Annotated in this window: 26 protein-coding genes; 13 read left to right on the forward strand and 13 right to left on the reverse strand. The window is 43.5% G+C overall.

The window, feature by feature from the left end:
* Positions 1 to 97 precede the first annotated feature (97 nt).
* The 10 genes from NIES1031_RS24975 to NIES1031_RS12875 all read right to left on the reverse strand — a co-directional run bounded on the left by NIES1031_RS24975 (position 98) and on the right by NIES1031_RS12875 (position 9,183).
* Positions 98 to 247, reverse strand: a complete 150-nt coding sequence (locus tag NIES1031_RS24975) for a hypothetical protein (RefSeq protein ID WP_218596794.1) — start codon at positions 245 to 247, stop codon at positions 98 to 100.
* 2 nt (positions 248 to 249) lie between these two features.
* On the reverse strand, positions 250 to 441 hold the full coding sequence (locus tag NIES1031_RS26395; RefSeq protein WP_218596797.1) for a hypothetical protein: 192 nt from the start codon (positions 439 to 441) through the stop codon (positions 250 to 252).
* A gap of 84 nt (positions 442 to 525) precedes the next feature.
* Entirely contained in the window at positions 526 to 1,878 is a 1,353-nt protein-coding gene (locus NIES1031_RS12840) for an FAD-binding oxidoreductase (protein WP_073549777.1), read from the reverse strand.
* 43 nt (positions 1,879 to 1,921) lie between these two features.
* A complete protein-coding gene (locus tag NIES1031_RS12845; protein WP_073549778.1) occupies positions 1,922 to 2,752 on the reverse strand; it encodes an ABC transporter permease in 831 nt (276 codons plus the stop codon).
* Entirely contained in the window at positions 2,749 to 3,543 is a 795-nt protein-coding gene (locus NIES1031_RS12850) for an ABC transporter ATP-binding protein (RefSeq protein WP_073549779.1), read from the reverse strand. Before NIES1031_RS12850 ends, NIES1031_RS12845 begins: the two co-directional genes overlap by 4 nt.
* 127 nt (positions 3,544 to 3,670) lie before the next feature.
* Positions 3,671 to 4,735 (reverse strand): ABC transporter substrate-binding protein, encoded by a 1,065-nt coding sequence (locus NIES1031_RS12855; RefSeq protein ID WP_073549780.1) that lies wholly within the window; start codon positions 4,733 to 4,735, stop codon positions 3,671 to 3,673.
* Positions 4,714 to 5,187 carry a tetratricopeptide repeat protein gene (locus NIES1031_RS12860; protein WP_073549781.1) on the reverse strand — a complete coding sequence of 158 codons (474 nt, stop codon included), beginning with the start codon at positions 5,185 to 5,187 and terminating at the stop codon, positions 4,714 to 4,716. Before NIES1031_RS12860 ends, NIES1031_RS12855 begins: the two co-directional genes overlap by 22 nt.
* Positions 5,188 to 5,951: 764 nt before the next feature.
* Entirely contained in the window at positions 5,952 to 7,517 is a 1,566-nt protein-coding gene (locus NIES1031_RS12865) for an alpha/beta hydrolase (protein ID WP_236738824.1), read from the reverse strand.
* 186 nt (positions 7,518 to 7,703) lie between these two features.
* Entirely contained in the window at positions 7,704 to 8,594 is an 891-nt protein-coding gene (locus NIES1031_RS12870) for an alpha/beta fold hydrolase (RefSeq protein ID WP_073549783.1), read from the reverse strand.
* A 313-nt stretch (positions 8,595 to 8,907) separates the two neighbouring features.
* Positions 8,908 to 9,183, reverse strand: coding sequence for a Calvin cycle protein CP12 (locus NIES1031_RS12875; protein WP_073549785.1), 276 nt, complete (start codon positions 9,181 to 9,183; stop codon positions 8,908 to 8,910).
* Positions 9,184 to 9,593: 410 nt separating this feature from the next.
* Here NIES1031_RS12875 and NIES1031_RS12880 point away from each other — a divergent pair, with 410 nt between their 5' ends.
* The 6 genes from NIES1031_RS12880 (at position 9,594) to NIES1031_RS12905 (ending at position 15,644) form a co-directional block, all read left to right on the forward strand.
* Positions 9,594 to 10,091, forward strand: a complete 498-nt coding sequence (locus NIES1031_RS12880) for a DUF2231 domain-containing protein (protein WP_073549787.1) — start codon at positions 9,594 to 9,596, stop codon at positions 10,089 to 10,091.
* The gene (locus tag NIES1031_RS12885; RefSeq protein ID WP_073549789.1) at positions 10,088 to 10,684 is read left to right on the forward strand and encodes a DUF2231 domain-containing protein; all 597 of its coding nucleotides are present in this window, start codon (positions 10,088 to 10,090) and stop codon (positions 10,682 to 10,684) included. Before NIES1031_RS12880 ends, NIES1031_RS12885 begins: the two co-directional genes overlap by 4 nt.
* An 82-nt stretch (positions 10,685 to 10,766) precedes the next feature.
* Positions 10,767 to 11,753 (forward strand): cytochrome c oxidase subunit II, encoded by a 987-nt coding sequence (locus tag NIES1031_RS12890; protein ID WP_073549868.1) that lies wholly within the window; start codon positions 10,767 to 10,769, stop codon positions 11,751 to 11,753.
* A gap of 43 nt (positions 11,754 to 11,796) precedes the next feature.
* The gene (ctaD, locus tag NIES1031_RS12895) at positions 11,797 to 13,506 is read left to right on the forward strand and encodes a cytochrome c oxidase subunit I (RefSeq protein WP_073549790.1); all 1,710 of its coding nucleotides are present in this window, start codon (positions 11,797 to 11,799) and stop codon (positions 13,504 to 13,506) included.
* Positions 13,503 to 14,132, forward strand: coding sequence for a cytochrome c oxidase subunit 3 (locus NIES1031_RS12900; protein WP_073549791.1), 630 nt, complete (start codon positions 13,503 to 13,505; stop codon positions 14,130 to 14,132). The genes ctaD and NIES1031_RS12900 overlap by 4 nt, the downstream gene beginning before the upstream one ends.
* A gap of 9 nt (positions 14,133 to 14,141) precedes the next feature.
* On the forward strand, positions 14,142 to 15,644 hold the full coding sequence (locus NIES1031_RS12905) for a GMC oxidoreductase (RefSeq protein ID WP_073549792.1): 1,503 nt from the start codon (positions 14,142 to 14,144) through the stop codon (positions 15,642 to 15,644).
* A gap of 219 nt (positions 15,645 to 15,863) precedes the next feature.
* On the opposite strand, the gene NIES1031_RS12910 is transcribed toward NIES1031_RS12905, so the two are convergent.
* Positions 15,864 to 16,046, reverse strand: a complete 183-nt coding sequence (locus NIES1031_RS12910; RefSeq protein ID WP_073549793.1) for a hypothetical protein — start codon at positions 16,044 to 16,046, stop codon at positions 15,864 to 15,866.
* Positions 16,036 to 16,233: a hypothetical protein gene (locus NIES1031_RS12915; RefSeq protein ID WP_073549794.1), complete on the reverse strand. Its 198-nt coding sequence runs from the start codon at positions 16,231 to 16,233 to the stop codon at positions 16,036 to 16,038. The genes NIES1031_RS12910 and NIES1031_RS12915 overlap by 11 nt, the downstream gene beginning before the upstream one ends.
* A gap of 310 nt (positions 16,234 to 16,543) precedes the next feature.
* Between NIES1031_RS12915 and NIES1031_RS12920 the strand changes: the two genes are divergently transcribed.
* Both NIES1031_RS12920 and NIES1031_RS12925 read left to right on the forward strand, forming a co-directional pair.
* A complete protein-coding gene (locus NIES1031_RS12920) occupies positions 16,544 to 17,452 on the forward strand; it encodes a DMT family transporter (protein WP_073549795.1) in 909 nt (302 codons plus the stop codon).
* Between the two features lie 446 nt (positions 17,453 to 17,898).
* On the forward strand, positions 17,899 to 18,699 hold the full coding sequence (locus NIES1031_RS12925) for a hypothetical protein (RefSeq protein WP_084544336.1): 801 nt from the start codon (positions 17,899 to 17,901) through the stop codon (positions 18,697 to 18,699).
* Here NIES1031_RS12925 and NIES1031_RS12930 read toward each other — a convergent pair.
* A complete protein-coding gene (locus tag NIES1031_RS12930; RefSeq protein WP_073549797.1) occupies positions 18,696 to 19,607 on the reverse strand; it encodes a LysR family transcriptional regulator in 912 nt (303 codons plus the stop codon). The two genes, NIES1031_RS12925 and NIES1031_RS12930, sit on opposite strands and share 4 nt — an antisense overlap.
* 178 nt (positions 19,608 to 19,785) lie before the next feature.
* Between NIES1031_RS12930 and NIES1031_RS12935 the strand changes: the two genes are divergently transcribed.
* The 5 genes from NIES1031_RS12935 to NIES1031_RS12950 all read left to right on the forward strand — a co-directional run bounded on the left by NIES1031_RS12935 (position 19,786) and on the right by NIES1031_RS12950 (position 23,492).
* On the forward strand, positions 19,786 to 20,070 hold the full coding sequence (locus NIES1031_RS12935) for a hypothetical protein (protein ID WP_073549798.1): 285 nt from the start codon (positions 19,786 to 19,788) through the stop codon (positions 20,068 to 20,070).
* A gap of 23 nt (positions 20,071 to 20,093) precedes the next feature.
* Entirely contained in the window at positions 20,094 to 20,243 is a 150-nt protein-coding gene (locus tag NIES1031_RS24390; RefSeq protein ID WP_178378131.1) for a hypothetical protein, read from the forward strand.
* 525 nt (positions 20,244 to 20,768) lie between these two features.
* Positions 20,769 to 21,587, forward strand: a complete 819-nt coding sequence (locus NIES1031_RS12940; RefSeq protein WP_073549800.1) for an N-formylglutamate amidohydrolase — start codon at positions 20,769 to 20,771, stop codon at positions 21,585 to 21,587.
* A gap of 119 nt (positions 21,588 to 21,706) precedes the next feature.
* Positions 21,707 to 23,023 carry a glutamate-cysteine ligase family protein gene (locus tag NIES1031_RS12945; RefSeq protein ID WP_073549801.1) on the forward strand — a complete coding sequence of 439 codons (1,317 nt, stop codon included), beginning with the start codon at positions 21,707 to 21,709 and terminating at the stop codon, positions 23,021 to 23,023.
* Between the two features lie 76 nt (positions 23,024 to 23,099).
* Positions 23,100 to 23,492 carry a hypothetical protein gene (locus NIES1031_RS12950; protein WP_073549803.1) on the forward strand — a complete coding sequence of 131 codons (393 nt, stop codon included), beginning with the start codon at positions 23,100 to 23,102 and terminating at the stop codon, positions 23,490 to 23,492.
* Positions 23,493 to 23,529 lie beyond the last annotated feature (37 nt).

The raw sequence follows: 23,529 nt of genomic DNA on the forward strand, positions 1-23,529 counted from the left end.
ATTAGTGATTAGCGGTTGTTTGATTGCTAAATGCTTTTCGCGTTCCCCATTACCCATTACCTAATCTAAAAAATATATTTTCATTCTCCAGCTAAGCTTAAAATTTGGGCTGAGGTAGAGGTGCGATCGCAACTGCCTTCTCGCTTGCATTAATATTCACTCGCGCTACACCGAATTGCTCAATTACCCACGCATTCGTTGTTAAATGAGGGCTAATTCCTGCAACTCGATATTGACTCGGTTGCATAGCTAACGCTGCAATAGTAACTGATCTGCTAAGTGAACATCAACAGGTGCACTTGTGTCGTGGAAATTTAACAACTCTACACACGCCATTTCTGCGACTTTCTCTGCGGCTAAACCTATACGCCCCAAAGCACCAAATCCAGTCCGATTGTGTGCATATTCAGCAGTGAGAAAAATCCCTGCACCAGTAGCAATTCCCTTTTCGCGTGACGATTTTCTTGTCGCTTTAAGACGCGCTTAACGTAACAAATTTTCAATGTTGTTGCGTACGCAAGTTACCTAACTCGCCATCAAAGCTTTGATCTTACCAGGATTCATTAGTCCATAGGGATCGACCATTTGTTTAAACTTTAGCTGTTCGGGATCCATTTGTTTACGTCCGCCGTCTTCAATAATGTATGTATGCGGATTGGCAATAAACACTCCGTTAGCTTCGTGATAGCGAATAATCTCATTTAAACGTTCTTCGGTTGTATAGCGCACAAGTTGCAACGCCGCCGGAATGACTGCACCATTAACTCGAATAAATTCTAAATGCATCATCACCTCATCGCCGAAATAATGATACATCTGCTCGACAGTTTGTAATGATTTATCGAGAGGAAACAAACTTTGTAAATAGGTAATCGACGAATCAACGCTACGCGCGTGGAGTGTTGTGTGATTCCACGTAAATTCCCATAAATTCACTCCTTTATTTGCATCCTGCGCTGACTTTTGATAAGTTAGCTTTCCACCATACTCTTGAATCAACCCTGGCAGTACTTCTAAACTCGATTCAGCAACGATCAAAAAAGCTGCGTGAGATTCTTCAGGAAGATACTGACGCAACGCCGCAAAATAAGTTGGAATTGGCGCGGCAAAAACTGTTATCAATTTTTTAACGATACCATCCGCATCACCCAAAGCTTGCCCAAAACTCGCAGCGGTCATAAAATCATCAAACGTGACAATTAATTCCACCCAAGGATAAGCAGGCGCAAGTGGAATTTCTAACTCAGTAATAATTCCATTCACACCCCAGGCGTGATTCACCTTCTGCACGTCATCACCGCGTAACTCAATCGCACGCGGTTCATCTTCTAGCGTCACCACTTTTAGTGCCAAAAGATTACCGCGATCGCGTAATTGTCCATACGTAATTGAACCGATTCCCCCACTACCACCTGCAACGAATCCGCCAAGGGTTGCTGTACGATACGTAGAAGGCGCCATGCGAATTTCCCACCCGCTTTCCCGTGCCTTTTTATCCAACGCCGCCAACTTCACCCCCGCTTCTAAGCGCGCCACACCCTTCTCAATCCACCCAATTCGCTGCATCCGCGACATATCCAAAATCACACCACCATGCAACGGTACGCATTGCCCATAATTACCCGTTCCTGCACCTCGTACCGTCACAGGAATACGATACCACGCACACACCGCCGCCACCCGCAAAACTTCTGCTTCTGTCGCAGGGCGTACAACAATATCCCCCACCTTCCCCGCCAAATCGCGTTGCAAAATCGGACTAAAAGTATGATAATCCTGCGATAACTTTGCCACCTGCGCCGCATCAGTAATCACCTCTACCCCCGCCAACGCAGCGACAAAAACCTCCCAATTAACCTCAACCTCCATACTCGTCATTTCTACTTACCTCTCTCCTCTGTGCGCCTCTGTGGTTCATCAATCAATTCTCATGCTTCACCGCACTTTCATGCCATTTCCCTAACACCCAATTTGACAACACCGTCAACCCCACAAAAATCACTACTCCCAACCCCGTCGTCAACAACAACGCCGCAAACATGCGCGGAATTTGCAAATTGTAACTCGATATCAAAATGCGATACGCAATCCCTGATCGCGCCCCACCTGTTCCCGCAACAAACTCCGCCACCACCGCACCAATCAACGCCAAACCGCCACTGATACGTAACCCTCCCAAAAAATACGGCATAGCACTCGGTAAACGCAAATACAGCAAAGTTTGCCACTTTGAAGATTTATACAGTTGAAACAAATTGACCAAATTGCGATCAACACTGTTCAACCCTAGTGTTGTATTAGAAACAATTGGGAAAAACGCCACAATCCAAGCACAAACAACCAATGCCGCAAACGTGTTGTTTTTTAACCAAATAATAATCAACGGTGCGATCGCTACGATCGGAGTTGTTTGCAAAATCACCGCATACGGAAATAAACTTTTCTCAATCCACTTACTCTGCGTAAACAAAATCGAAATCAACAACCCTGACACCGCTGCGGCGACAAACGCAACGACAGTAATTTGCAGCGTGACTAACAACGAAGCAAACAGTTCATTCCAATCATTAATTAATGTTTGCAATACTAATAGAGGTCCAGGCAGTAAATACGGTGGTAAACCTGTTACCCGCACAAAAATTTCCCACGCCACCAACGCCAGAATTCCTACTACAATCGGTGCGATAACATCAATCGATACGCGCTGATTTGCGTTAACTGAAGAGGATTTGTGGCGACGGAGAATAGTCATGATGTGCTCGTTTGGGCGATCGCAGTGCGATTAAGTTGTAACGGCGATGCATTCATAGCTGCTTCAAGGCATTGCGAAACTTCGCGGCAATATTCGTTATACAGCAAAGAAGTGCGAAATTCTTCACTACGCGGATACGGTGCATTGATAGCTATATCTGCAACAACGCGTCCTGGATGCGCCGCCATCACAATGACGCGATTAGAAAGATAAACCGCTTCATAAATATTGTGCGTTACAAACACTACTGTCCATCGGTGCTGACTCCACAAATCAAGCACGTCGCGATTCAGCTTACTCCGCGTAATTTCATCAAGCGCACCGAAAGGTTCATCCATTAATAATACGTTTGGTTTTGTAACTAAAGCACGTGCGATCGACACTCGCATTTTCATCCCGCCAGATAACTCGCGGGGATAGCTGCGTTCAAATCCACTCAACCCAACCCTTTGAATTGCTTGCTGTACTAAGACTTCCGCATACTTTTTCGATGTCCCAGCTAATTTTAACGGTAGACGCACGTTTTCTTGCACCGTTGCCCAAGGCATTAATGCAGCTTCTTGAAAGACATACGCCAGTTGGCGATCGCTAATTCCCCACTCGATACTGCCAGAATTTATTTGTCCCAAGCCAGCAATCATCTGCAATACGGTACTTTTACCACAACCAGATGGACCTACTAAACTCACAAATTCAGCATCCTGAATTGCTAAATTCATATTTTGTAAAGCTACAGTTCCGTTACTGTAAACCTTACTGATCTGATTTAGCCGAATTGCGGGAAGAGTCATTCGCTATCAACTGATCGATAATTACTTACCATATTCTATTCAGCGTAACTCTACCGTAAGCAGGAATACTGAATCATCTTTAGGAGTTGATATTTGACAGTTGAACATCTTCGCTGTCCACTGTCCACTAACCGCGATACGCCTGTGCGCCTTTATTGACAAATTGCAAGGTAAATGCTTGTTTGTACTCGATATTCGGTTTAAAAACTCCTGCTTGAGTCATAGTATTAAAAAAGGATTGCCATCGTTCCTCACTCATCGCCCCAATTCCGAGTTGTTCGACTTCACCAGAATTGATAATCCCGTATTCTTGGAGTTTATCAAGTCCATAGGCGATTTGTTCGTCGGTCATTTCTGGGTTAGCTTGTTTAATCAATTCGTTTCCTGGCGCTGGGTTTTCTAAATAACTATACCAACCTTTAATCGATGCATCGACAAAGCGTTGAACTAAATCAGGATTATTTTTGACTAATTCGCGCCTGGTTTCGATCGTTGTTGAATAAGGAATATAACCATAATCTGCTAATAAAAAGACAACGGGTGTAAATCCTCCTTGTCGCTCGATCGCGAAAGGTTCAGACGTGATATATCCTTGCTGTGCCGATTGCTTATCCGCAAGAAATGGACCTGGATTAAAATTATAAGGACGCTTTTGATCGTCGGTAAACCCAAATTTTGCGGCTAACAAAGGCCAATACGTTACATTCGCCGCCGAAGATATATAAATCGGTCTACCTCTGAGATCTTCTATTGAATCAACTCCTGTGTTTGGATGCGCAATAAGACACTGGGGATCTTTTTGAAAAATTGCCGCTACAGTAATTTTTGGTATTCCTTCTGCAACCGCGTTAACTGCATCAACACCATATCCCATAAAGAAATCAACCGCATTTCCCATTAACAATTGCGTACCTGTTGGAACTTGCGGTCCACCCATTTGAATTGTGACATCTAAGCCGTGTTCTTTGTAGATGCCTGTCGCGATCGCTTGATAAAAGCCTCCGTGTTCGGCTTGGGCTACCCAGTTTGTCCCAAACGTTACGCGATCAAGGTCGTTGGATTGCGAAGTATCAACTTGAGACTGATTATTTGTACAAGCGGCAACTACACTACTACCAATAAACAACAAACCATATTGCAAAAATTTTCGACGATTTACCTTATCATTTTTTAGCTGAGTTGTGCAGTACATTCTAGAATTAACCTTTGGTTTTCTATTGCATACGGTTGAATTTCTAAAGCACGACGCAAAGCCCGAATCGCCTCACCATAATTTCCCAAAGCAATGTAGCATAAACCCATACCATGAAGCGCCCCAAAATGAACCGGATTGAGTTTAACTACCATTTCGCAATCTGTTAGTGATTTTTGATATTGACCGTTGATGTAATACAATACAGCACGTCGGTTCCACGCTTCAGCAAAATCAGGTTGAGCTTCAATAACTTCTGATAATAACGCTTCGGCTTGTTCGGTTTTACCCGCTTGAACAAGTGCTTGACTTTGTTCTAACAGCTGCAACCCGTAAACGCCCTTTTGTCCAAACCAATGCTTCCATAACTCCTGAGTCGCCCAGTTGCGCACCTTCTCGTCAGGATTTTTTAAAGCTTCTAGTAGTGGATCAATAATAGATGCGTCATCCATAATTCCTGCTTGAACTTATTGAGTTGTCTTACTATGCCATATGAGTCTTAAAGATAATGATATGATATTTACCCCCTAAATCCCCCACAGTTGAGAAGTAGGAAGGTCTTGAATTAATACTATCCTCTTTCGGATACCCTATAAACAAGCCAACTGAATTTTGCTTAGAAATTAACAACTAACTATATAAGAATTAAGCAAATAGATATATGTTTGTTGTATTTCAATATACCATTTCTCAAAAACAAAAGAACAGAGCTGTTCGTACTCCTCTGCAACCTTTGTGATGAGGAGAAATTCACTCTAGTTCAAACCATTGCTAAACAAACTAACTCTTTTTACTAGGCTCACCAAAAAGCAGCGTTCTTAGTATCCTCCAGACGATGCCCGCAAAAGCTGAAATTAATAGAAAGAACATTAACAAAGCTAAAGCAGAAAAAGGTGAGGAAATAGTAACAAGTAGTAAAGCTAAAACAAGCATTGCAATTAATATATTGTTCATTTCTATAGTCTCATATGATATAGCAGTTAGCTGTTAGCTGTTAGCTTTTTTAAAAGCTTTATCGAGTAATACACTTACTCAATATACTTGTCCTAAGATGAATGCGTTTTGCTATGGTATATAGCAATTGAGAGATTAATTAGGACATTATAGAAGCAGAAAACTATCACTATAGGTAGCTTTTATTCCTGACTTCTGCTATTAATAGCTAAAGTTAAGATTAATAGCCGTTCTGATTTTTCGACATCTAACCGCAGTAACATTAGCGGAGAAATTGTTCTAGAGCGGTATTTGAGAGTGATCGCACTAAACTCAGCGGTAACGAATTCTCACTAATTGCTTGCGCATACGCTGAACTAAGATACGGGCGATACTGCTGCGAATTGTTGATGTATAATTGAAAAAACGGTACGCTCAAAGTACTCATATATAACCGTGCAACTTCTGGAGTAGGACCAATAACTTGTGGTGGTACGACGATAGGTTCAGAACCAGGCGTAGCTTCGCCAATGGTTGAGAAGTGCGTAGCACCGACAATCACAGCTAGATACTTATCAGGAGTCGTCAGCCAACTAAAAGGACGAATTTGTTCAGCTAATGTAGGTGCAATCGTATCTGCACTACCACTGACAATCATCACAGGGACAGCAATTTGACGAATACTCGCTTCACCGAAAATACTACTTGTAATCGGGTTGATAGCGATCGCAGCTTTGACACGCGGATCGCGTAAAACATAGCCTGTCTTTGGTAACTCCAACGCGCGACATTGCAGTAATAACGAAACATTCCACAAAGGCGAATCGCTTAACCCTGTACAGTCTTTTTGTAATTGTTCAAAGTTTAATTCTGCGCCTGCGAGTGCTAATGCAGTATAACCGCCAAAAGATTGCCCAATCACGCCAACGTGCTGAACATCGATATTTCTAAAACGGGCGTCAGAGATGCGCAAACGTTCCAACTCATTAAGTAAATACCTGATATCCAACGGACGGTTGATAAATTCGTTTGGTTGCGCGACTTCCGCAGCGACTCCTGACAAAAGCGATCGCAGCTGTTCTGCATTACTTCCAGGATGTTCGGGAACCGCCACCGCAAAGCCATAGGATGCGAGTTGAGTTGCTAAATAAATAAAACTCGTTCGATCCGAACCCAAACCATGCGAAATCACAATCACTGGTGTTGGCTTTGCCAAATTCAGTGGTAGATACATATCCACCAGAAATTGGCGATTGCGTCTTGGATCGGATAATGTGAGTGTTTGCTGATTCCAACTCAATGAACCTCGTTCGCGCAAATCAGGTAATTGCCAAACATCCAGTGGTTGCGCGAACGCAGCATTCATGGCGTCTTTTTGCACAAGTGCGATCGCTTGTGCAGTTTGACTGACTAATCTGTCTAATTGTTCTGCTATTTGTAAACTGCGTGTTAAATTGATACGAATACTACGTGTGGGAAACTGACGTAATACATTAAGTAGAGTTAAACCATCCGGCGTTGCAGCAGCTAAAATCAACGCCGAGCGAATTGCATAAAAACCTGGTTGACGCGCTTCGGTTTGAATAATTTGCCCCAATCGCTCTAATAAAATGATTCCTTGCGGTGTGTAAAGAAACTGTGCCACTGCTACCGGAGTTAACTCAATTCGTGTCAGCAGTACCCGTCGTAATTGTTCTAGCTGTTGTGGATTGATGTATTGCGCGTAAACCGCAAGTTCGTCATCTAAAATCCCCTCACGTGCATACCTTTCTAGCGCTGCTACCGAAATTGACCGCTCGACAACCGAGTAAGACGCATAAATTCGCTCTGCTGTCAAGGATGGTCGCATGATTCCTAGAGTAGAGATGAGGCAAAACCCCAAGGAAGATGCAACCAGCCCAATTTGCCAAAATACGCGCTGATACGCATATGAATTTTGTCTGTGAGGTTTGGATATCAAAGCTACCAATTCCAAAAATCCAGCTACTTATAAACTAGCAACTTTGAGAAAGTTAAAAGTGTAGCAAACAGTAGCTTAGGGTAATTTATCTAACCACTCAACAATCACAGGATTGACTTTATCGGGAACTTCATCATGCGGACAATGACCTGCGTTTGGAATTGGGACAACTTCAACAAATTCACCGCGATCGCGCATCGTTTCATAAATTTTTGCGCCACTAATCGGCGTCCAAGGATCGTCCGCACCCCATACCACGAGTAAAGGACGCTTCACCTTCGGTAATAACTCGGCTGGGCTAGGACCTGGAGGCGCGGTAATAATCGAAGCAAATACTTGTTGCGCGCCAGGATCGCACGCTGGTTCGTACAGCATATCTACGAGTTCATCGGTGACAGCATCAGAATTGCGGTATACTTGCAGCAACGTGCGGCGGATTTGCGATTTTTGGCGAATGCGGTTAAAGATCGTTTTTCCTGTAATTCGCGATCGCACAAGCCGATTAAACCCCGCCATGAAGATGCGTAACGGCGGATTCAGTTCATTTGGACGATGGCTTAAACCACCCGCGCTGTTAATCAAAACCGCACCTGCGGCGATTTCGGGATGATTTGCGACTACCATTAGACTCAATAGCGCGCCGATCGAGTTACCAATAAATATTGCAGGTTCCTGAATATGTGCTTCCGAAAAATCTTTGAGCAAAAGTTCCCAAACGTCTAAAGTGTAATTCAGCGGCGGTTTACTCGATCCACCAAAACCAAGCAAGTCTAAAGCAAACACACGATAGCCCGCATCGGCTAGTACAGAAATATTCTTGCGCCAGTGTCCGATACAAGCACCAAATCCATGCACCAAAACTAAAGGACGTCCCTCGCCTTGAACGGTGTACTGAATATCGTATCCTTGCCAGTTCCAAACGTACTTTTCTAAGCTAGAAGTATAAGGTATTTGCTGTGTAGTCACAGGTCTTTATTAAAATTTGTTAATCACCACTCTTTTATTAAATAACATTTTTGCTGAGAGGCAGCTTCAGGTGCAGAGGAGAAATGATTTGTAGTTTTTATGTGGTGAAATGGTATAAGTTCAAGCTTTTGAGTAGTGGTCTCAGTCAAGTTCTTTTATCAGTAAAGGTTTTTAGTGTAGGTAGAAAATCGCTATTTGAGCAAAACCAGTTTGCCTGAAGGTGCTAGTCTAGACGCGGCGAGTGCACTACCTACGCTCTTGTAAGCACAAGCAACTTGGGGTAGTGCAAACTTCCTAACGAAGCAACTGCTGCTTAAACATCATAAAAGCGACATTCTGGCGCGTCTGGATGCAAGTTGCAGTAGTGTTCAAACGCAGAAAGAGACCTTTTTGGCTGGCGAACCAACGCAGTTATCAATTCTTCGACTGTATCCCAAGCTACAGCAACCTCAGTTGATCCAATGCCATACATTTGAGTGAGGCGACGAGCGTGTTCTAAAGCGGCTTGGAAAGATGTCTCCAAACTTTTGCTTTGAGCATGAGAAATTGCAGTTTTTGTGACTAATTGTTTTTCAGGTGTGTAAACCATTGAACTTCTCCAGTATGTTGTTGGTTTCGCAAACCGATCCGAGTTTAGCAATAACTAAATTCAATAACAATATAAAAAACATATAAGTTTTTACTATCCCTGATAGGATTTACTTAACTGCGACGTCCTCAGGTGCGCATTGCGAACTTCTCAAATGGTTTAGAGTCAAAAGATCGCTAAACCAATAATTACACTCCGCGTATCACACCAAAGCAAAAACGCGCTTCTCTCTTAGGAGAGATTTTGTAAAATAAGCAATGAAGATAACCTGCAAACAGAAACTCTTGAAACTCAAAAGCTTATGGCTTTATAGTCTATCAGACTTCAAACACGCGTTCAGTTTAATTGCTTACATCACATTTCTCAGTACTACCTCTATATTCACTCTTACTGCATTATTCTAAAAACCTGTGTTTAAGTATCTTCCACCGCTCAACGAGCATAACCTTCCTTATCCTGATACGATTCACCCAATTGTGGTGCATTTCGTGATTGCGATGGTGCTATTTGCAGTGTTTTGCGATATCCTTGCGTATTTTACAAAAAATGCCAAGTTGTATGAAGTTAGTTGGTGGAATCTAGCCTTTGCTACGGTTTCAATATTTATTGCGATTATTTTTGGACAGATTGAAGCAGGTTTAGCAGAACCTTACGCTGCATCGGTTTCAACTCTCAATGCTCATACAATTTTGGGCTGGTCGCTTTCGGGAATTCTGGCGATCATCACCGCCTGGCGCTATGTAATTCGGTTACAAGAAAGACCACAGCTACCCATTCCTTATTTGGCGGTGAGTGTGTTGCTAGCTGGGCTAGTTTGCGTTCAGTCATACCTCGGTAGCTTACTTGTGTGGGTTTATGGCTTGCATACAATTCCTGTAGTAGAAGCAATTCGAGGAGGTCTGTCATGAATCCAGACCTGCTGAAACAGTGGGATAGTTTGGGAGTTAATGGATTGCCTTACATCATTCCTATTCATCCCAATTTAGTGCATCTCACTTTGGGGTTATTTATTGTTGCGATCGCCTTTGATATTGTCGGGGCGTTGTTTCCCGTCGAGAAAGCAATTTTTAAGTTTCTGGCGATCCCCGTTACCCGCTCATCACTGTTTGATGTCGGTTGGTACAATCTTTTGGCATCAGCCGTCATTACCTTTTTTACGGTCATGGCTGGTTTATTTGAAGTTTCATTAGCTGTACCGCTTGCAGATGTCAAGAGTGCGTGGGGGCTTCATGCCTTGGAAACGATGATTCTCCACAGCGTCGGGGGAGTCCTCATTTTGACCTTGATCGTAGGAATGACTGTTTGGCGTGGCTTTCAACGCTATCAATGGCGCAAAGACATGGCAAGACAAGTACAGTGGAGTTATCTTGCAGCTGGTTTATTTGTTTTTGCTCTGATGTTTGTACAAGGAACACTGGGCGCGCATCTGGGTGCTGAGTTCGGCATTCATGTGACAGCGGCTCAAATGCTGCACTTAGGCGAAAATCCGAATCAATTATGAGGCAGTAGTAAGCATTGCGTTTGTCTGCCACTTGTACAAAATTATCGTATTTGCAGTTCTCATTTATGGTGCGATCGCTGTCATGATGAAACTCCGTGCAATTATAGTTATAAGTATCTATGCCATCCTGGTGGCGCTGGCTAGCTTTTGGATGGCGAAACAATCATATTCTTGGTTTCCGCCAGAAGCAGCAGCCGAAGCAAAGTTACTTGATGATTTATTCAGTCTCTTCACTGGATTAGGCACGTTCATTTACTTAGGTGTAATTGGACCTTTTCTGTACTCATTGGTCTTTCATCGAGCCGGTAAGTATGATCTCAGCGATGGTCCCCCCATAGAAGGTAATACCTGGCTGGAGATTGTCTGGACGGCTGTCCCCTTAGTTTTGGTATTAACGCTTTCCTTCGTTAGCTATCGGACTTACGAGAAAATGGCGGTGCGCGGCCCAATGGAACTAGTACACTTACATATGCCGCAGATGATGCAACCTGCTTACGCTGAACCTTTTGATAGCACGCCGCAGCAGGAGATTCAAAAAGCAGTAGAAACGGCTCCGATTGAGCAAATTAACGTAATTGCTAAACAATGGGCATGGATTTTCCACTATCCACAACAGGATATCACTAGCACCGAGTTACATTTACCTGTTGATCGCCGCGTACGGTTCACATTACGCTCCGAGGATGTGTTGCATGGTTTTTATATACCAGCTTTTCGCCTCAAGCAAGATGTCGTTCCCAATCACGAAATCGATTTTGAACTGACTCCGGTGAAAACTGGAACCTATCGCCTGCGCGATTCGATGTTTAGCGGTACTTACTTTGCGGCAAATCAAGCTGATGTCGTTGTTCAACCATTCAACGAGTATCAACAATGGCTTGCCGATGCTGCTACTGCGTCGCCTAGCCCTGCGTTTAATCAGGCTGCTTTTGAATACAGCAAAGCTAATGACCGCGAAGGTGCAACAAAAGATAAAGTAGCCGTTCGCGGTTGGGAGACAATCCCACCAGCAGCACCACCTGTAGTGAATTATGCTCCCAAGCATGAACCTGATAGCCCGCCTGCTTAAAGTGGCTTGCTTTGATTAAGAGCGATCAAGGATGAGTAATTTTATGACAAACATTTCGCTTGAGGCTCCAGAAGTCGTTCGCGGACAGCCCTACCCTGGTGCGCCCGATAACTGGAAGCGATTTTTTACCTTCAGCACCGATCACAAAGTCATCGGCATTCAATATATCGTCACATCGTTCTTCTTTTTCTTGATCGGTGGTACGTTTTCGATGATTATGCGAGGCGAACTGATTACCCCCGATGCAGATTTAGTCGATCGCACTGTTTATAATGCGCTGTTCACAATGCATGGCTCAATCATGCTGTTTATGTGGACATTTCCCGTTTTGGTCGGACTCGGAAATTATTTAGTACCGCTGATGATCGGGGCGCGCGATATGGCATTTCCCCGACTTAACGCGGTTTCTTTCTGGATGATTCCTGTAGTAGGCATTCTCATGCTATCCAGTTTTCTCGTCCCAGGAGGTCCATCGCAGTCAGGATGGTGGGCTTATCCGCCAGTAAGTTTGCAAAACCCGACAGGAAATCTCATCAACGGACAGGTGTTATGGATTTTGGCAGTCGCAATTTCCGGCGTATCTTCGATCATGGGCGCGGTGAATTTTGTCACCACCATCTTTCGGATGCGTGCACCAGGAATGACCTGGTTTAGAACACCTGCGTTTGTATGGTCGGTACTAGCGGCGCAGTTGATTCAACTGTACGGGCTACCAGCGCTGACAGGCGGTGCGGTGATGCTGTTGCTCGATCTTACGATCGGTACGAGTTTTTTTGCTCCAGAGCGGGGGGGTAATCCTATATTGTATCAACATTTTTTCTGGTTTTACTCGCATCCGGCAGTTTATGTCATGATTCTGCCAGTATTTGGGATGTATTCTGAAATTTTGCCCGTTCATGCGCGTAAACCGTTATTCGGCTATCGCGTGATCGCAGCGTCATCAATTCTCATCACAATCATTAGTGGCTTTGTGTGGGTGCATCATATGTTTGCTAGTGCGACTCCTGGCTGGATGCGGATGTTTTTCATGGTGACGACGATGCTAGTCGCAATTCCCTCTGGTATCAAAGTTTTTGGTTGGGTAGCAACGATTTGGGGCGGCAAAATTCGCTTCACGACACCAATGTTATTTGCACTTGGTGGCATTAGTAACTGGGTATTTGCCGGAATCACAGGAATTTTTCTTGGATCAGTGCCGATTGATATTCATGTCAATAACACTTACTTTGTCGTGGGACATTTCCATTACGTGCTGTATGGCGCGATCGTCATGGGGATCTATGCCGGAATTTATCACTGGTTTCCTAAGATGACTGGACGTATGTATTACGAAGGTTTGGGCAAGCTGCACTTTGCGCTAACTTACCTAGGAACCGCGTTAACCTTCGTGCCGATGCATCCCCTAGGATTAATGGGAATGCCACGTCGCGTCGCCTCCTATGACTTAGAATTTGCCTACTGGAACGTCATCGCGAGTATTGGCGGTTTTCTGTTAGGACTGTCTACACTACCATTTATTCTCAACATGGTGAGTTCCTGGATTCGCGGCGAGAAAGTGGGTAACAATCCTTGGCGAGCCTACGGCTTAGAGTGGCTTACCTCATCACCCCCAACGGTGGAAAACTTTGAAGAACTGCCAATTGTGGTTTCGGGTCCCTACGGCTACGGTAGAAATCAACCACTCGTAGGAAATACTCCTAATCCAGAGTTGACTGAATTTCCTGAATCTCTCACACAGCAGCAAACATCATGACAGTAGAAAGAGCGAACCCCTCCGGGGAGCTACGCAACGCACAAAACGTTGAAGCTAACGTTCGACAGCACCAGGAACATGACGCAGCAGGTAATAGTAAGTTCGGCTTTATCGTGTTTCTGCTGTCGGAAAGCGTTATTTTTCTGAGCTTCTTTGCAGGTTACATTGTCTACAAAACCACGACTCCTGATTGGTATCCACCAGGGGTAACAGGGTTGGAAACAAAAGAACCACTGATTAATACGCTCGTACTGGTATCGAGTAGTTTTGTGATCTACGTCGCTGAGCGTTATTTACACGATAAAAAACTGTGGGGCTTTCGCCTCTTTCTCTTAGCCACTATGGCAATGGGCAGCTATTTTCTATTCGGACAAGCTGTGGAATGGCAGGGTTTACCCTTTAGCTACCAGTCAGGTGTGTTCGGCGGTACATTCTTTTTATTAACAGGATTTCATGGCTTGCACGTTCTCACTGGAATTCTCCTGCAAGCATTGATGTTGGTGCGATCATTTATCCCTGGTAATTACGACAACGGTTTTTTTGGTGTTGAAGCAACGTCTTTATTCTGGCACTTTGTTGATGTCATTTGGATTGTGTTGTACACGCTAATTTATGTTTGGCAGTAGGAGAATCCCATGATCGTTGACGACCAATACTATGACGTTATTATTGTTGGTACGGGCGCAGGTGGTGGAACATTAGCACGCAAGCTAGCACCCACAGGGAAAAAGATCTTGCTGCTTGATCGCGGAGAATTGATCTATCGCGAAAGCTCAGAATTAGTCGATACAGAAATTTTCAAAAAAGAGCAATTTCACGCGCCTGAATCTTGGTATGACAATACAGGAGAGCCATTTTATCCGCAAACGTACTACGCCGTTGGTGGAAATACAAAGATCTGGAGTGGCGTTTTGCAGCGAATGCGCGAACGTGACTTTGAGGAAGTAAAGCATCAAGGCGGAATTTCTCCTGCATGGGCACTGCAATATCAAGACTTTGAGCCTTACTACACTGAAGCCGAGAAGTTATATCAAGTACACGGTAAACTTGAAGATGACCCCACCGAACCGCCGCATAGCGAACCTTATCCTTTTGCAGAAGTGGCGCACGAGCCAATGGTGCAACGCATTGGTGAAACGCTCACTGATCAAGGGTTGCATCCTTTTTATTTACCGCTAGGATTAGGCGATCGCGGTAGAACTGATGCGGAAGATACCGGAGTTAGCCCCGTTCTCAAGAACGAAAACGTGACGCTCAAAACCTCTGCACAGGTTGTTTGTCTACATACCAACCCATCAGGTTCGGAGATCAAAGCTGTTCAAGCAAAAATTGGCGAACAGTCCTATTTATTTTTGGGTGATATTATCGTGCTTGCCTGTGGTGCAGTGAACTCGGCGGCATTGCTGCTACGGTCTGCTAATGAAAAACACCCGAACGGAATTGCCAATGGTTCTGGTTTGGTAGGACGAAATTTGATGAAACAACTGCTATCGGTTGTAGTGCAGTTAACCGCTACCTCTAATTCTGGTACATTTTCCCGCACGCTGGGGCTAAATGATTTTTATTGGGGTGATAAAGATTTTCCGTATCCGATGGGTCACGTGCAAAACTCTGGGGGCATTTTTCAAGATGTCATTTTCGCCGAAGCACCACCGATTTTGTCTGTATTGTCGAGGCTGATGCCAGATTTTGGCTTGCGACAGTTAGCAACGCATTCAATCGGTTGGTGGCTGAAAACCGAAGATTTACCCCATCCCGACAATCGCGTTCATTATGTGGGAGATAAATTACGAATTGACTATACTGCAAACAATGTAGAAGCGCACGATCGCTTAGTCTATCGTTGGGTTGATGTGTTGAAAAGCGTTGAACAGTCGCAACCTAATGTATTCAATCGCACAACACATCCGCGCAGTGATATGCCGATCCAGGTTGTTGCACATCAGTGCGGTACGTGTCGCTTTGGCGAAGATCCAGCCACTTCGGTATTGGATCTTAACTGTCGCGCCCACGAAGTCCACAATCTTTATGTTGTCGATAGCAGCTTTTTCCCGTCTCATGCTAGCGTGAGTCCTGGTTTAACCGTCATCGCTAATGCTTTGCGAGTGGGCGATCGCTTAATCGAGCAGTTGAAGTAATGCGTTAATTGCATCAACTCATCGCTTAACCCCGCTTGGCGTTCAAATACATTCTTAAATAATTGCCGTAAAAACGGCTGAACTTCGGGTAATTGTTGCCAAGCCGATTCCCGAAAAAAGGTTTCTTTCGTTCTTTTTCGTTTGTTTCTAACGAATTTAAATACTCTTGCTGTAAACAGTGCATAAGCAATAGTCTGAGCATAGTATATCTACAAAGCTCTAATTTTTGTTATCTGCGGTCAGTTGTAGTGTAAGCAGTAGTTCTGTTGTAGAACTTTTTAGCAGTTTATGCAAATCTTCATCTGTCTTTTCAGCTACATAAACTTGAGTCATTGCTTGTTTGATCTGTCGCGCGGCTTCTATATGGCGGTTAGCGATTTCTTCTGCGATATCAGCAGTCAATATCTTTTCTATGATTGCTAAGATTTTGTTGCAAAGCCACAATTTGTATTGCTAACGGTGAAGGTTGATATTGAATAGTAGGAAACATCCAATTAGCAAATTGCGATTGTGTCTGCCTTAACTTTAAAGCCAGTTCGCGCATCATGCCAATACATAGTTGATTTACAATTAATGTCTTGAATAGCATCTTCTTGCACCTGAAAACACAAGATTTGATATAGCAAATGACCTCAGTATAGCCACGGAGAGGTGTAAAAACTAGAAGAATTGCACAGGGATCGTGAAACCTTTAAAATATCACCGAGGTAAAAGTAAAAAATCTGCTGAAAGTGAGTCGGTAGTGAATAGAAAATTATCAATTGTTAATTTTTTAGTGCTGTGCCAAGTAATGAATAACTCTGTACTTGGTTTAAAGCACGCAAAATAAAAGTTTTGCGCGAAAGACAAAATTCAAACCTCAACAAATACGGGTAAGATACCCCTTACTCAAAACTCAAATGTCATTTTTATCTTTAGACTTGAGCTTAACAGGTGAATTAGCCGCTTTATCTGCTGCTTGCTTGTGGGCGGTGGCTTCAGTTATCTATAGTCGCGTTGGACAAACGATTCATCCTCTCGAACTCAACTTGTTCAAAGGTGCGATCGCAGTTGTTCTTTTGCTATTCACTATATTCATTAGTGGCGATGTTCTCCCTCCATTGGCATTTAACGATTATTTATTCTTCATACTAAGTGGAATGCTGGGCATCGGTTTAGGCGATTCTGCGTTCCTGACTGCCTTAAAATACCTCGGTGCGCGGCGAACCTTGCTCATGGAAACCTTAGCACCGCCAATGACTGCAATTTTGGCGTTGCTCTTTCTTCAAGAACAGTTGAGTTTTGCTGCTTGGTGTGGTATTATACTCACTATTGTGGGAATAGCGTGGGTATTAAGCGAAAGAACTCCTAATATTGGCACGCACCACCCAACTCATTTACTACGCGGTATCAGTTTCGGCATTTTAGCCGCGATCGCTTTAGCAACAGGTGCAGTACTTTCTCGCGCTGTGTTTGCCACAACAACTGTTAGCTCATTGTGGGCGGCACTTTTGCGCTTGAGTGGTGGTTTATGCATACTCATACCATGGGTAGCGCTGAAAACACGTAGTTCTGGGCTAAAATTGCCCTCACGACGCGCGATCGCTGCAATTTTCATCGCATCTTTTACCGGAACTTATCTCGGAATTTGGCTGCAACAAACTGCTATTAAATTGACAGCGGCAGGAATTGCGCTAACACTGACTAATACAAGTCCTTTATTTGTCTTACCACTTGCAGCAGCGATGGGCGAACGAATTAGCTTCCGAGCGATCGCCGGTGTAGCAATTGCGATCGCGGGAATTGCTGTCTTATTTTATTTGCAATAGCTGAGTGCATGACTTAGCGGTTAGTTACTACTGACTAGTCACTAGCCACCATTTTGCCACCATTTTTATCATCACTCAGCAACGGATTGCAAATCATGGGAAGTGGATACAGTTTGCGGAACCGCGAATAAATTCGCGATGCTATCAAGCAAATTTCCTCAAAAATAACGATGTTTTAAGGTTCATGAGGATTTTCTTATCATTTTTACGCTTTACTTACAAAAGCGCTTGATTTACCAATTTTCTTCAAAGATTTCGTTAAAGATATGGCATTTTAAGAAGAATTACTTAGGCTAAACAACGTAAGTATTTTTTCTAAAAATATGTTTTTGATAAATCATCGACTTAGGCGCAGTCATGATAAACTGCAAGACTTACTATTGAGAGCCAGGCTTAAAGTAAAGCCTTACTACACGTATTCTGTTAACAACCCGAAATGGTTATTCATGTTTTTGTTCTCGCGATTTCAAGTCATTCGCTCTCATATACAGATTTTTTATCCAAAAGCATTCATTGAGGACTGTTCAGAATCTATCTTTGAAGAGCTTGATGTAGAAACTGTTGTTCAAGCACTACAGAAAGACGGTTTGTATTTAGGTATTCAGCTACCACCGACCATTATTGAAGAAATTGTAGCGTTTACAATGCGCAAGCCGTGTTATGCAAATCTCAATCCACAACTGATGTTTCACATTGATAGTAAAGAACTATGGCAAGAAGAGTATAGTAGTTTTTTTATTGTTAGCGACTACGTAGATCCTGAGCGACATTGCTACGCAATTGAGAAGATTACTCAAGATCCTAAGTTACTTAAAATTGCTGCGACTTACTTCAATGCCAAACCGGTATTTACCGGATCGCGACTTTGGTGGAGTTTTGCAACAAACGCCAATTTCCAAGAAAGACTTAACTTTGCTCAAGAGTTATTTCATTACGACCCGATTGACTATCGTTCGCTAAAATTTTTCTTTTACTTAACCGAAGTTGATGTAAGTACTGGACCGCACGTTTGTGTTCGCGGAAGTCACAAAAATAAGAAAATAACGCATCAATTGACTTTCTTTATAGGTCGTAGCGATCACGATATTAGTCAATACTATCAACAAAAAGATATTTTAACAATCTGTGGCAATATTGGTTTTGGGTTTGCTGAAGATCCGTTTTGTTTTCATAAAGGAACACCCCCCCAGCAACGCGATCGCCTGATGTTACAGATTGAATATTGTTTAAATAACTATCATTTCTAAACCACTGCTTTAAGTGCAAATCGCTTTGATTTCATTAGAACATCCAGAAACGCAAAAACTGCGGGTGTTTGCAGTGTATTCGCCAACACTGCCACTCCGATGATTCTTTCAAGGGGAATCGGTAAAGTACACGCTTGTACTCCTGGTGGTACGGGTTCGGCGGCTAGTCGTGGCAAAATTGCTGCACCCAATCCTTGAACAACCATGCTGACAATTGTTGAATCTTCGCGAACTTCATACGCAATGTTGAGCGGATAATCGGAAAAGCGTAGATGATTGCGAATTCTAATTGAACAGGTATTTGTTGACGGGACAATTAAAGGATATGCGGCTAATTGCTTCCAGTTGATTTGTTTCATCGTTGTTGGAGCAGTTGGCGGTAGCAACACTATATAATCGTCACGTAATAATTCCCAAGTCTCAAATTCATCACTTGCAGGGAGATAAGTAAAGCCAAGATCCGCATGACCTTCCCGCAAAGCTTGTTCAACGTCAATATAGTCGTAATGTTCAGTAATTGTAACAGCAATTTTAGGAAAATGGTTGCGAAACTCGGCAATAACTGCTGGTAAGATGTGCGTTGCAACACTCCGAAAACAGCCAATTCGTACTTGACCTCCGTGCAAACCTTTTTCGAGATTTGCTTCTTTAGCGATTGTTTCGAGTAGTTGTAGTACCTGGCGTGCGTGAGTAATGATCCTTTCGCCCACAGGTGTCGGATGCGCCCCATGACGCCCACGCGCGAGTAAGACAACGCCTAAATCTTCTTCTAACGCCGCGATCGCATGACTAACCGCAGACTGCGATATATCCAAATGTAGCGCAGCCGTACTAAAGTTTCCGTGTTCCGCGACTGCAACTAACGCCCGTAACTGCGAGAGCTTAATTTTACTAGTAATGTCACTCATAGCACTCCATACAAGCAACGTCTATTCTCGCAATCATTTGTAAGTCATGCCATACCCTAAATATGAATTTTATTCATATTTACCATACATAATTTGCTTGGATTGTCAAGAAAAAGATTGTTAGAGTGAGATTGTTAAGAGAAGTGAACGATGCGATGTGAGGTCGTGAAGATTTGGTATGAAGAATTCGATTAGTTCCTTTGATCGAGAAAAACTAGAATTTCTCTATCATCAGCCGACAAGAGTGCAAACCAAAAAAGCTGATTCTTTAGCACCTCTAAAAAGAGTTTGGCAGCGATTTATCAACTATCTCAATACGCAGAACGAACTACAAGTTTGGCAAAGTTCAGACCGCGGTGGTCATACATGGTGGAATGCTTACGATCCAATAACAGGGCGCACGACAAAACGTAATTCTGAAGCAGAAATGCGCGCTTGGATTGAAGAACGATATTACCAATAATAATTAACCAAGGAGAAAGAAGCATGATGTTTTCTGAGCGTAATCAATCATCGCTTAAAGTAGAGCAAAAACAGCAAAAATCACATCATCCCTTACTGCGTCCGCTGATTAACTTCTGGAAGTTTAGCTGTTACTATGCAGATTACAAAGCACGCATTTGGGATGTTAAATAGAGTACTTAACAGCAACTCGCCCCCAGACCGTACTGGGGTTTTTATTTATAACCTTATTCAATAAACCTCCTGCATGAATCACTGATGCCCTCCGACTTTCTTCAGGGCTATCCAAGCGAAGTATACCTTCGTACACTAAAACAAGATTTGGCATTGCTTAGTCAATGTAGGGAATGTATGGATCGTTAAGTAGTTGCACTCTATATAAGCCCCCTAAATCCCCCAGGCTTGGGGGGCGAGGGGGCAAATCATACTTATGTTCAGCAACGCCCAAGATTTTTATGGATAAGACTAGGTCGAGCGAATTTATTCGCGATTCTCTTTACGCAGAAGGTCTAATCGAGTTAGGACATTATAAAAGCTTGTAGTAATTTCCCTGAGGAAAGTTTAATACCATTTAACGAAATAAAAACTACAAATCATTTCTCCTCTACACCTCTGCTCTACAACTTGTTACCGTCATTACATTTATTTACCTCAATTCAAGCGACAATAAAAAGCTTATATAGTTCCGTGGGGTAGTAGATGACATCAAGTAGCTGGGCATTAACACAAGGAGATGGACCAACTGTTGCTGTGGCGCTGCACGATGGTCACGATATCCGCGAAGAAGTCGCCCCGTTACTCAGTGTTACCGAAGCGGATCGCTGGCGCGAAGAAGATCCGTACACTGCTCATTGGACAAAGATTGCCGATACCAGAATTGTTGCACGGCGATCGCGGTTTGAATTTGACCTCAATCGTAGCCGCGATAAATCCGTCTATATTAAACCTGAAGATGCTTGGGGATTAAAGGTTTGGAAAAAAAGACCACCCCGCGTGATCGTGGAGCGTTCTTGGGCAGAACACGACGCCTTCTATGCGATGTTAGAAAAAGTTTTGAGCGATATTGAACGTCGTCATCGTCGCTTCGTTGTATTTGAACTGCATACTTACAATCACTTGCGTTTTGGACCTGATTCACTACCCGCCGATCCGCGCTACAATCCACAAATCAACATTGGTACAGGAACGCTCAATCGTCAGCGCTGGGCACCTGTTATCGACCGCTTTACGCAAGATTTGCGAGCTTTCAACTTTTTGGGTAGACATCTAGACGTCCGCGAAAATATTAACTTCTCCGGCGGTTACTTTCCCCGCTGGGTGCATCAAACCTTTCCTGATTCAGCGTGCGTTTTGTCGATTGAAGTCAAAAAGTTTTTTATGAACGAATGGACAAATGAAGTAGACATCGTGCAATTAGATGCGATTCGTCAAGCGTTGCAATCTACTGTTCCAGGTATTCTAGAAGCTTTAAATCAAGTTGATACGGATGTCGTCAACAACACTTATCAATTTGTTTAATTGCGGTGTTCTTTAAGTAAGAACATTGAAGTACGAACGTTGAACAGTAAAATTAAAACAATACCACCCATAAGCAGAGGACGCGAATCTCGCAGACCTACGGTTTAGAGGTTTGAGGCATGAGTGTAGAAGATCGGCGGATCGGGCTTGAGCAAGAATTTTTTCTTGTAGATGAACTTGGTGTCATTTCGCATTGCGGTGATGAATACTTACAGCGCTGTCAAGAAGTCGCAGTAGCTGAAGGACGTAACCCGCAACATTTTGCACCGGAATGGGTAAAAAGTATGGTGGAAATTAACACACCACCTGCTTACAGCGTGACAGAGTTAGCAACAGAATATCTAGGTAATCTTAAGGTGGCGCTCAAGGTAGCTAAGGAAATGAGTCTCAGACTTTACCCTTTGTCTACATACCCGCTGCACGTCATGCCGACAATTCGCAATAAGCTATGGTATCACGTGCAAGTTCGCACAATTGGCTTTGATCGCTTTATGCACGCGGCGCGGTGTACAGGAACGCACATTCATTTAGATCTCCCAGCAGGAATCATTGACCGACGCGTAGGCGTGTCTTACAACTCTACACCCCAAGCACGCGAAGAACTGTTGAATATTTATAACTTGGCAACAGCGTTAGATCCATCGCTGATTGTACTATCGCGGGCGTGTCCTTTTTACGAAGGACGCGTCATGAAATTTGCAGCGCATACCGTACGTTATCGCGGTAGTGACGTTTTTGGTTGGGAAGGAGTGTATACACATTTGCAATCGGTTGGTGGATTACAGCCGTATGCAGCAGATATTGAAGAATTAGTCGAGTTACAGTTTGCGCGATACTACTCTTGGTTAGCCGCAATGGATCGGGCTGGAGTCGAACGACATTTGTTTAAAGAAGCTGGGGGAAATCTCCTCAAAGCGGCGTGGAATCGCGTGCGACTAAATGGAATTGGTACGGTAGAAATGCGCGGAACCGATAGCAACTACCCCCAAGTGATTTTAGCGATCGCCACGCTACTTTATCATGCAGCACATCGCGTGCGCACTGAACATCTAACTGTTAAACCGACTGAGGGATTACGCATCTTTGAGTTGAACGGCAATATTCTTGCTGTACCAGACTTTTACTATCTTGATGGTGACTTGCTGTATGCTGCGGTGACGGAGGGCGTACAAAGTGCTGAAGTTGTAGCGTATTTAGATTCAATTCTTGATTTTGCACTCCAAGAAGGTGGGGAAGGATCGCACTATCTCAAAACATTAAGATCTGCGCTAGGAGAATATCAAACTACCGAAGCCGAAATTTTGCAAGACTTTTTCCCCACCACAGAAGAAATCTCGCAAGAAGACGGGTTACGCTTGGTACGTCAGTGTTGCGACAAATTAGAACAGCAAGTTGCCTTTCTAGAACAATCGCATTTGGAGATGCTTGCGGAGTAAAGCTAGCACAAAGTCGATACAATCTCTGATGGGGTAGTTACAGGGGCAATACGTAACCCGTGCTAGAGGAATGGATATGGTGCTTCGATTGATGGCGATCGCGATTTTATTCGTTTTGCTGACAGCCTGTAGTAGTGGAATGCAACCAAGCAAAAAACTTGTCCAAAGCGCGATCGCACTGCAACTAGAACAAACACAACAGCAACTCAGTAAACAACTCGGCGTCGATTTCCAAGGCTTAAAAGTCGAACACATTAAGATTGAGCAACGCGAACCTACAGAAATTCAAAGTTTACCATCCTATCACGTTCGCGGTACGTACGACCTTACGCTTAAACTACCACACACATTGACGCAAAAGCAAAATGCTTTTGATGTTTACTTGCAACGTCAGCAAGAAGGTAAGACATGGCGGCTGTTGATTCCGCAAAAAGATCCATCAACTTGGTTGAGCTATTTAATTCGATAATGGTAATAGGTCATTCTTAATCAAGATTTTTACCAAT

The organism is Chroogloeocystis siderophila 5.2 s.c.1, from assembly GCF_001904655.1.
GTDB lineage: Bacteria > Cyanobacteriota > Cyanobacteriia > Cyanobacteriales > Chroococcidiopsidaceae > Chroogloeocystis > Chroogloeocystis siderophila.

Coding starts and splice junctions, on each gene's coding strand:
- NIES1031_RS24975 (WP_218596794.1), bottom strand. CDS start 247: ATGCAACCGAGTCAATATCGAGTTGCAGGAATTAGCCCTCATTTAACA.
- NIES1031_RS12840 (WP_073549777.1), bottom strand. CDS start 1,878: ATGACGAGTATGGAGGTTGAGGTTAATTGGGAGGTTTTTGTCGCTGCG.
- NIES1031_RS12845 (WP_073549778.1), bottom strand. CDS start 2,752: ATGACTATTCTCCGTCGCCACAAATCCTCTTCAGTTAACGCAAATCAG.
- NIES1031_RS12850 (WP_073549779.1), bottom strand. CDS start 3,543: ATGACTCTTCCCGCAATTCGGCTAAATCAGATCAGTAAGGTTTACAGT.
- NIES1031_RS12855 (WP_073549780.1), bottom strand. CDS start 4,735: ATGTACTGCACAACTCAGCTAAAAAATGATAAGGTAAATCGTCGAAAA.
- NIES1031_RS12860 (WP_073549781.1), bottom strand. CDS start 5,187: ATGGATGACGCATCTATTATTGATCCACTACTAGAAGCTTTAAAAAAT.
- NIES1031_RS12865 (WP_236738824.1), bottom strand. CDS start 7,517: ATGCGACCATCCTTGACAGCAGAGCGAATTTATGCGTCTTACTCGGTT.
- NIES1031_RS12875 (WP_073549785.1), bottom strand. CDS start 9,183: ATGGTTTACACACCTGAAAAACAATTAGTCACAAAAACTGCAATTTCT.
- NIES1031_RS12885 (WP_073549789.1), top strand. CDS start 10,088: ATGAATCCAGACCTGCTGAAACAGTGGGATAGTTTGGGAGTTAATGGA.
- NIES1031_RS12890 (WP_073549868.1), top strand. CDS start 10,767: ATGATGAAACTCCGTGCAATTATAGTTATAAGTATCTATGCCATCCTG.
- ctaD (WP_073549790.1), top strand. CDS start 11,797: ATGACAAACATTTCGCTTGAGGCTCCAGAAGTCGTTCGCGGACAGCCC.
- NIES1031_RS12900 (WP_073549791.1), top strand. CDS start 13,503: ATGACAGTAGAAAGAGCGAACCCCTCCGGGGAGCTACGCAACGCACAA.
- NIES1031_RS12905 (WP_073549792.1), top strand. CDS start 14,142: ATGATCGTTGACGACCAATACTATGACGTTATTATTGTTGGTACGGGC.
- NIES1031_RS12915 (WP_073549794.1), bottom strand. CDS start 16,233: ATGCTATTCAAGACATTAATTGTAAATCAACTATGTATTGGCATGATG.
- NIES1031_RS12920 (WP_073549795.1), top strand. CDS start 16,544: ATGTCATTTTTATCTTTAGACTTGAGCTTAACAGGTGAATTAGCCGCT.
- NIES1031_RS12925 (WP_084544336.1), top strand. CDS start 17,899: ATGTTTTTGTTCTCGCGATTTCAAGTCATTCGCTCTCATATACAGATT.
- NIES1031_RS12930 (WP_073549797.1), bottom strand. CDS start 19,607: ATGAGTGACATTACTAGTAAAATTAAGCTCTCGCAGTTACGGGCGTTA.
- NIES1031_RS12935 (WP_073549798.1), top strand. CDS start 19,786: ATGAAGAATTCGATTAGTTCCTTTGATCGAGAAAAACTAGAATTTCTC.
- NIES1031_RS24390 (WP_178378131.1), top strand. CDS start 20,094: ATGATGTTTTCTGAGCGTAATCAATCATCGCTTAAAGTAGAGCAAAAA.
- NIES1031_RS12940 (WP_073549800.1), top strand. CDS start 20,769: ATGACATCAAGTAGCTGGGCATTAACACAAGGAGATGGACCAACTGTT.
- NIES1031_RS12945 (WP_073549801.1), top strand. CDS start 21,707: ATGAGTGTAGAAGATCGGCGGATCGGGCTTGAGCAAGAATTTTTTCTT.
- NIES1031_RS12950 (WP_073549803.1), top strand. CDS start 23,100: ATGGTGCTTCGATTGATGGCGATCGCGATTTTATTCGTTTTGCTGACA.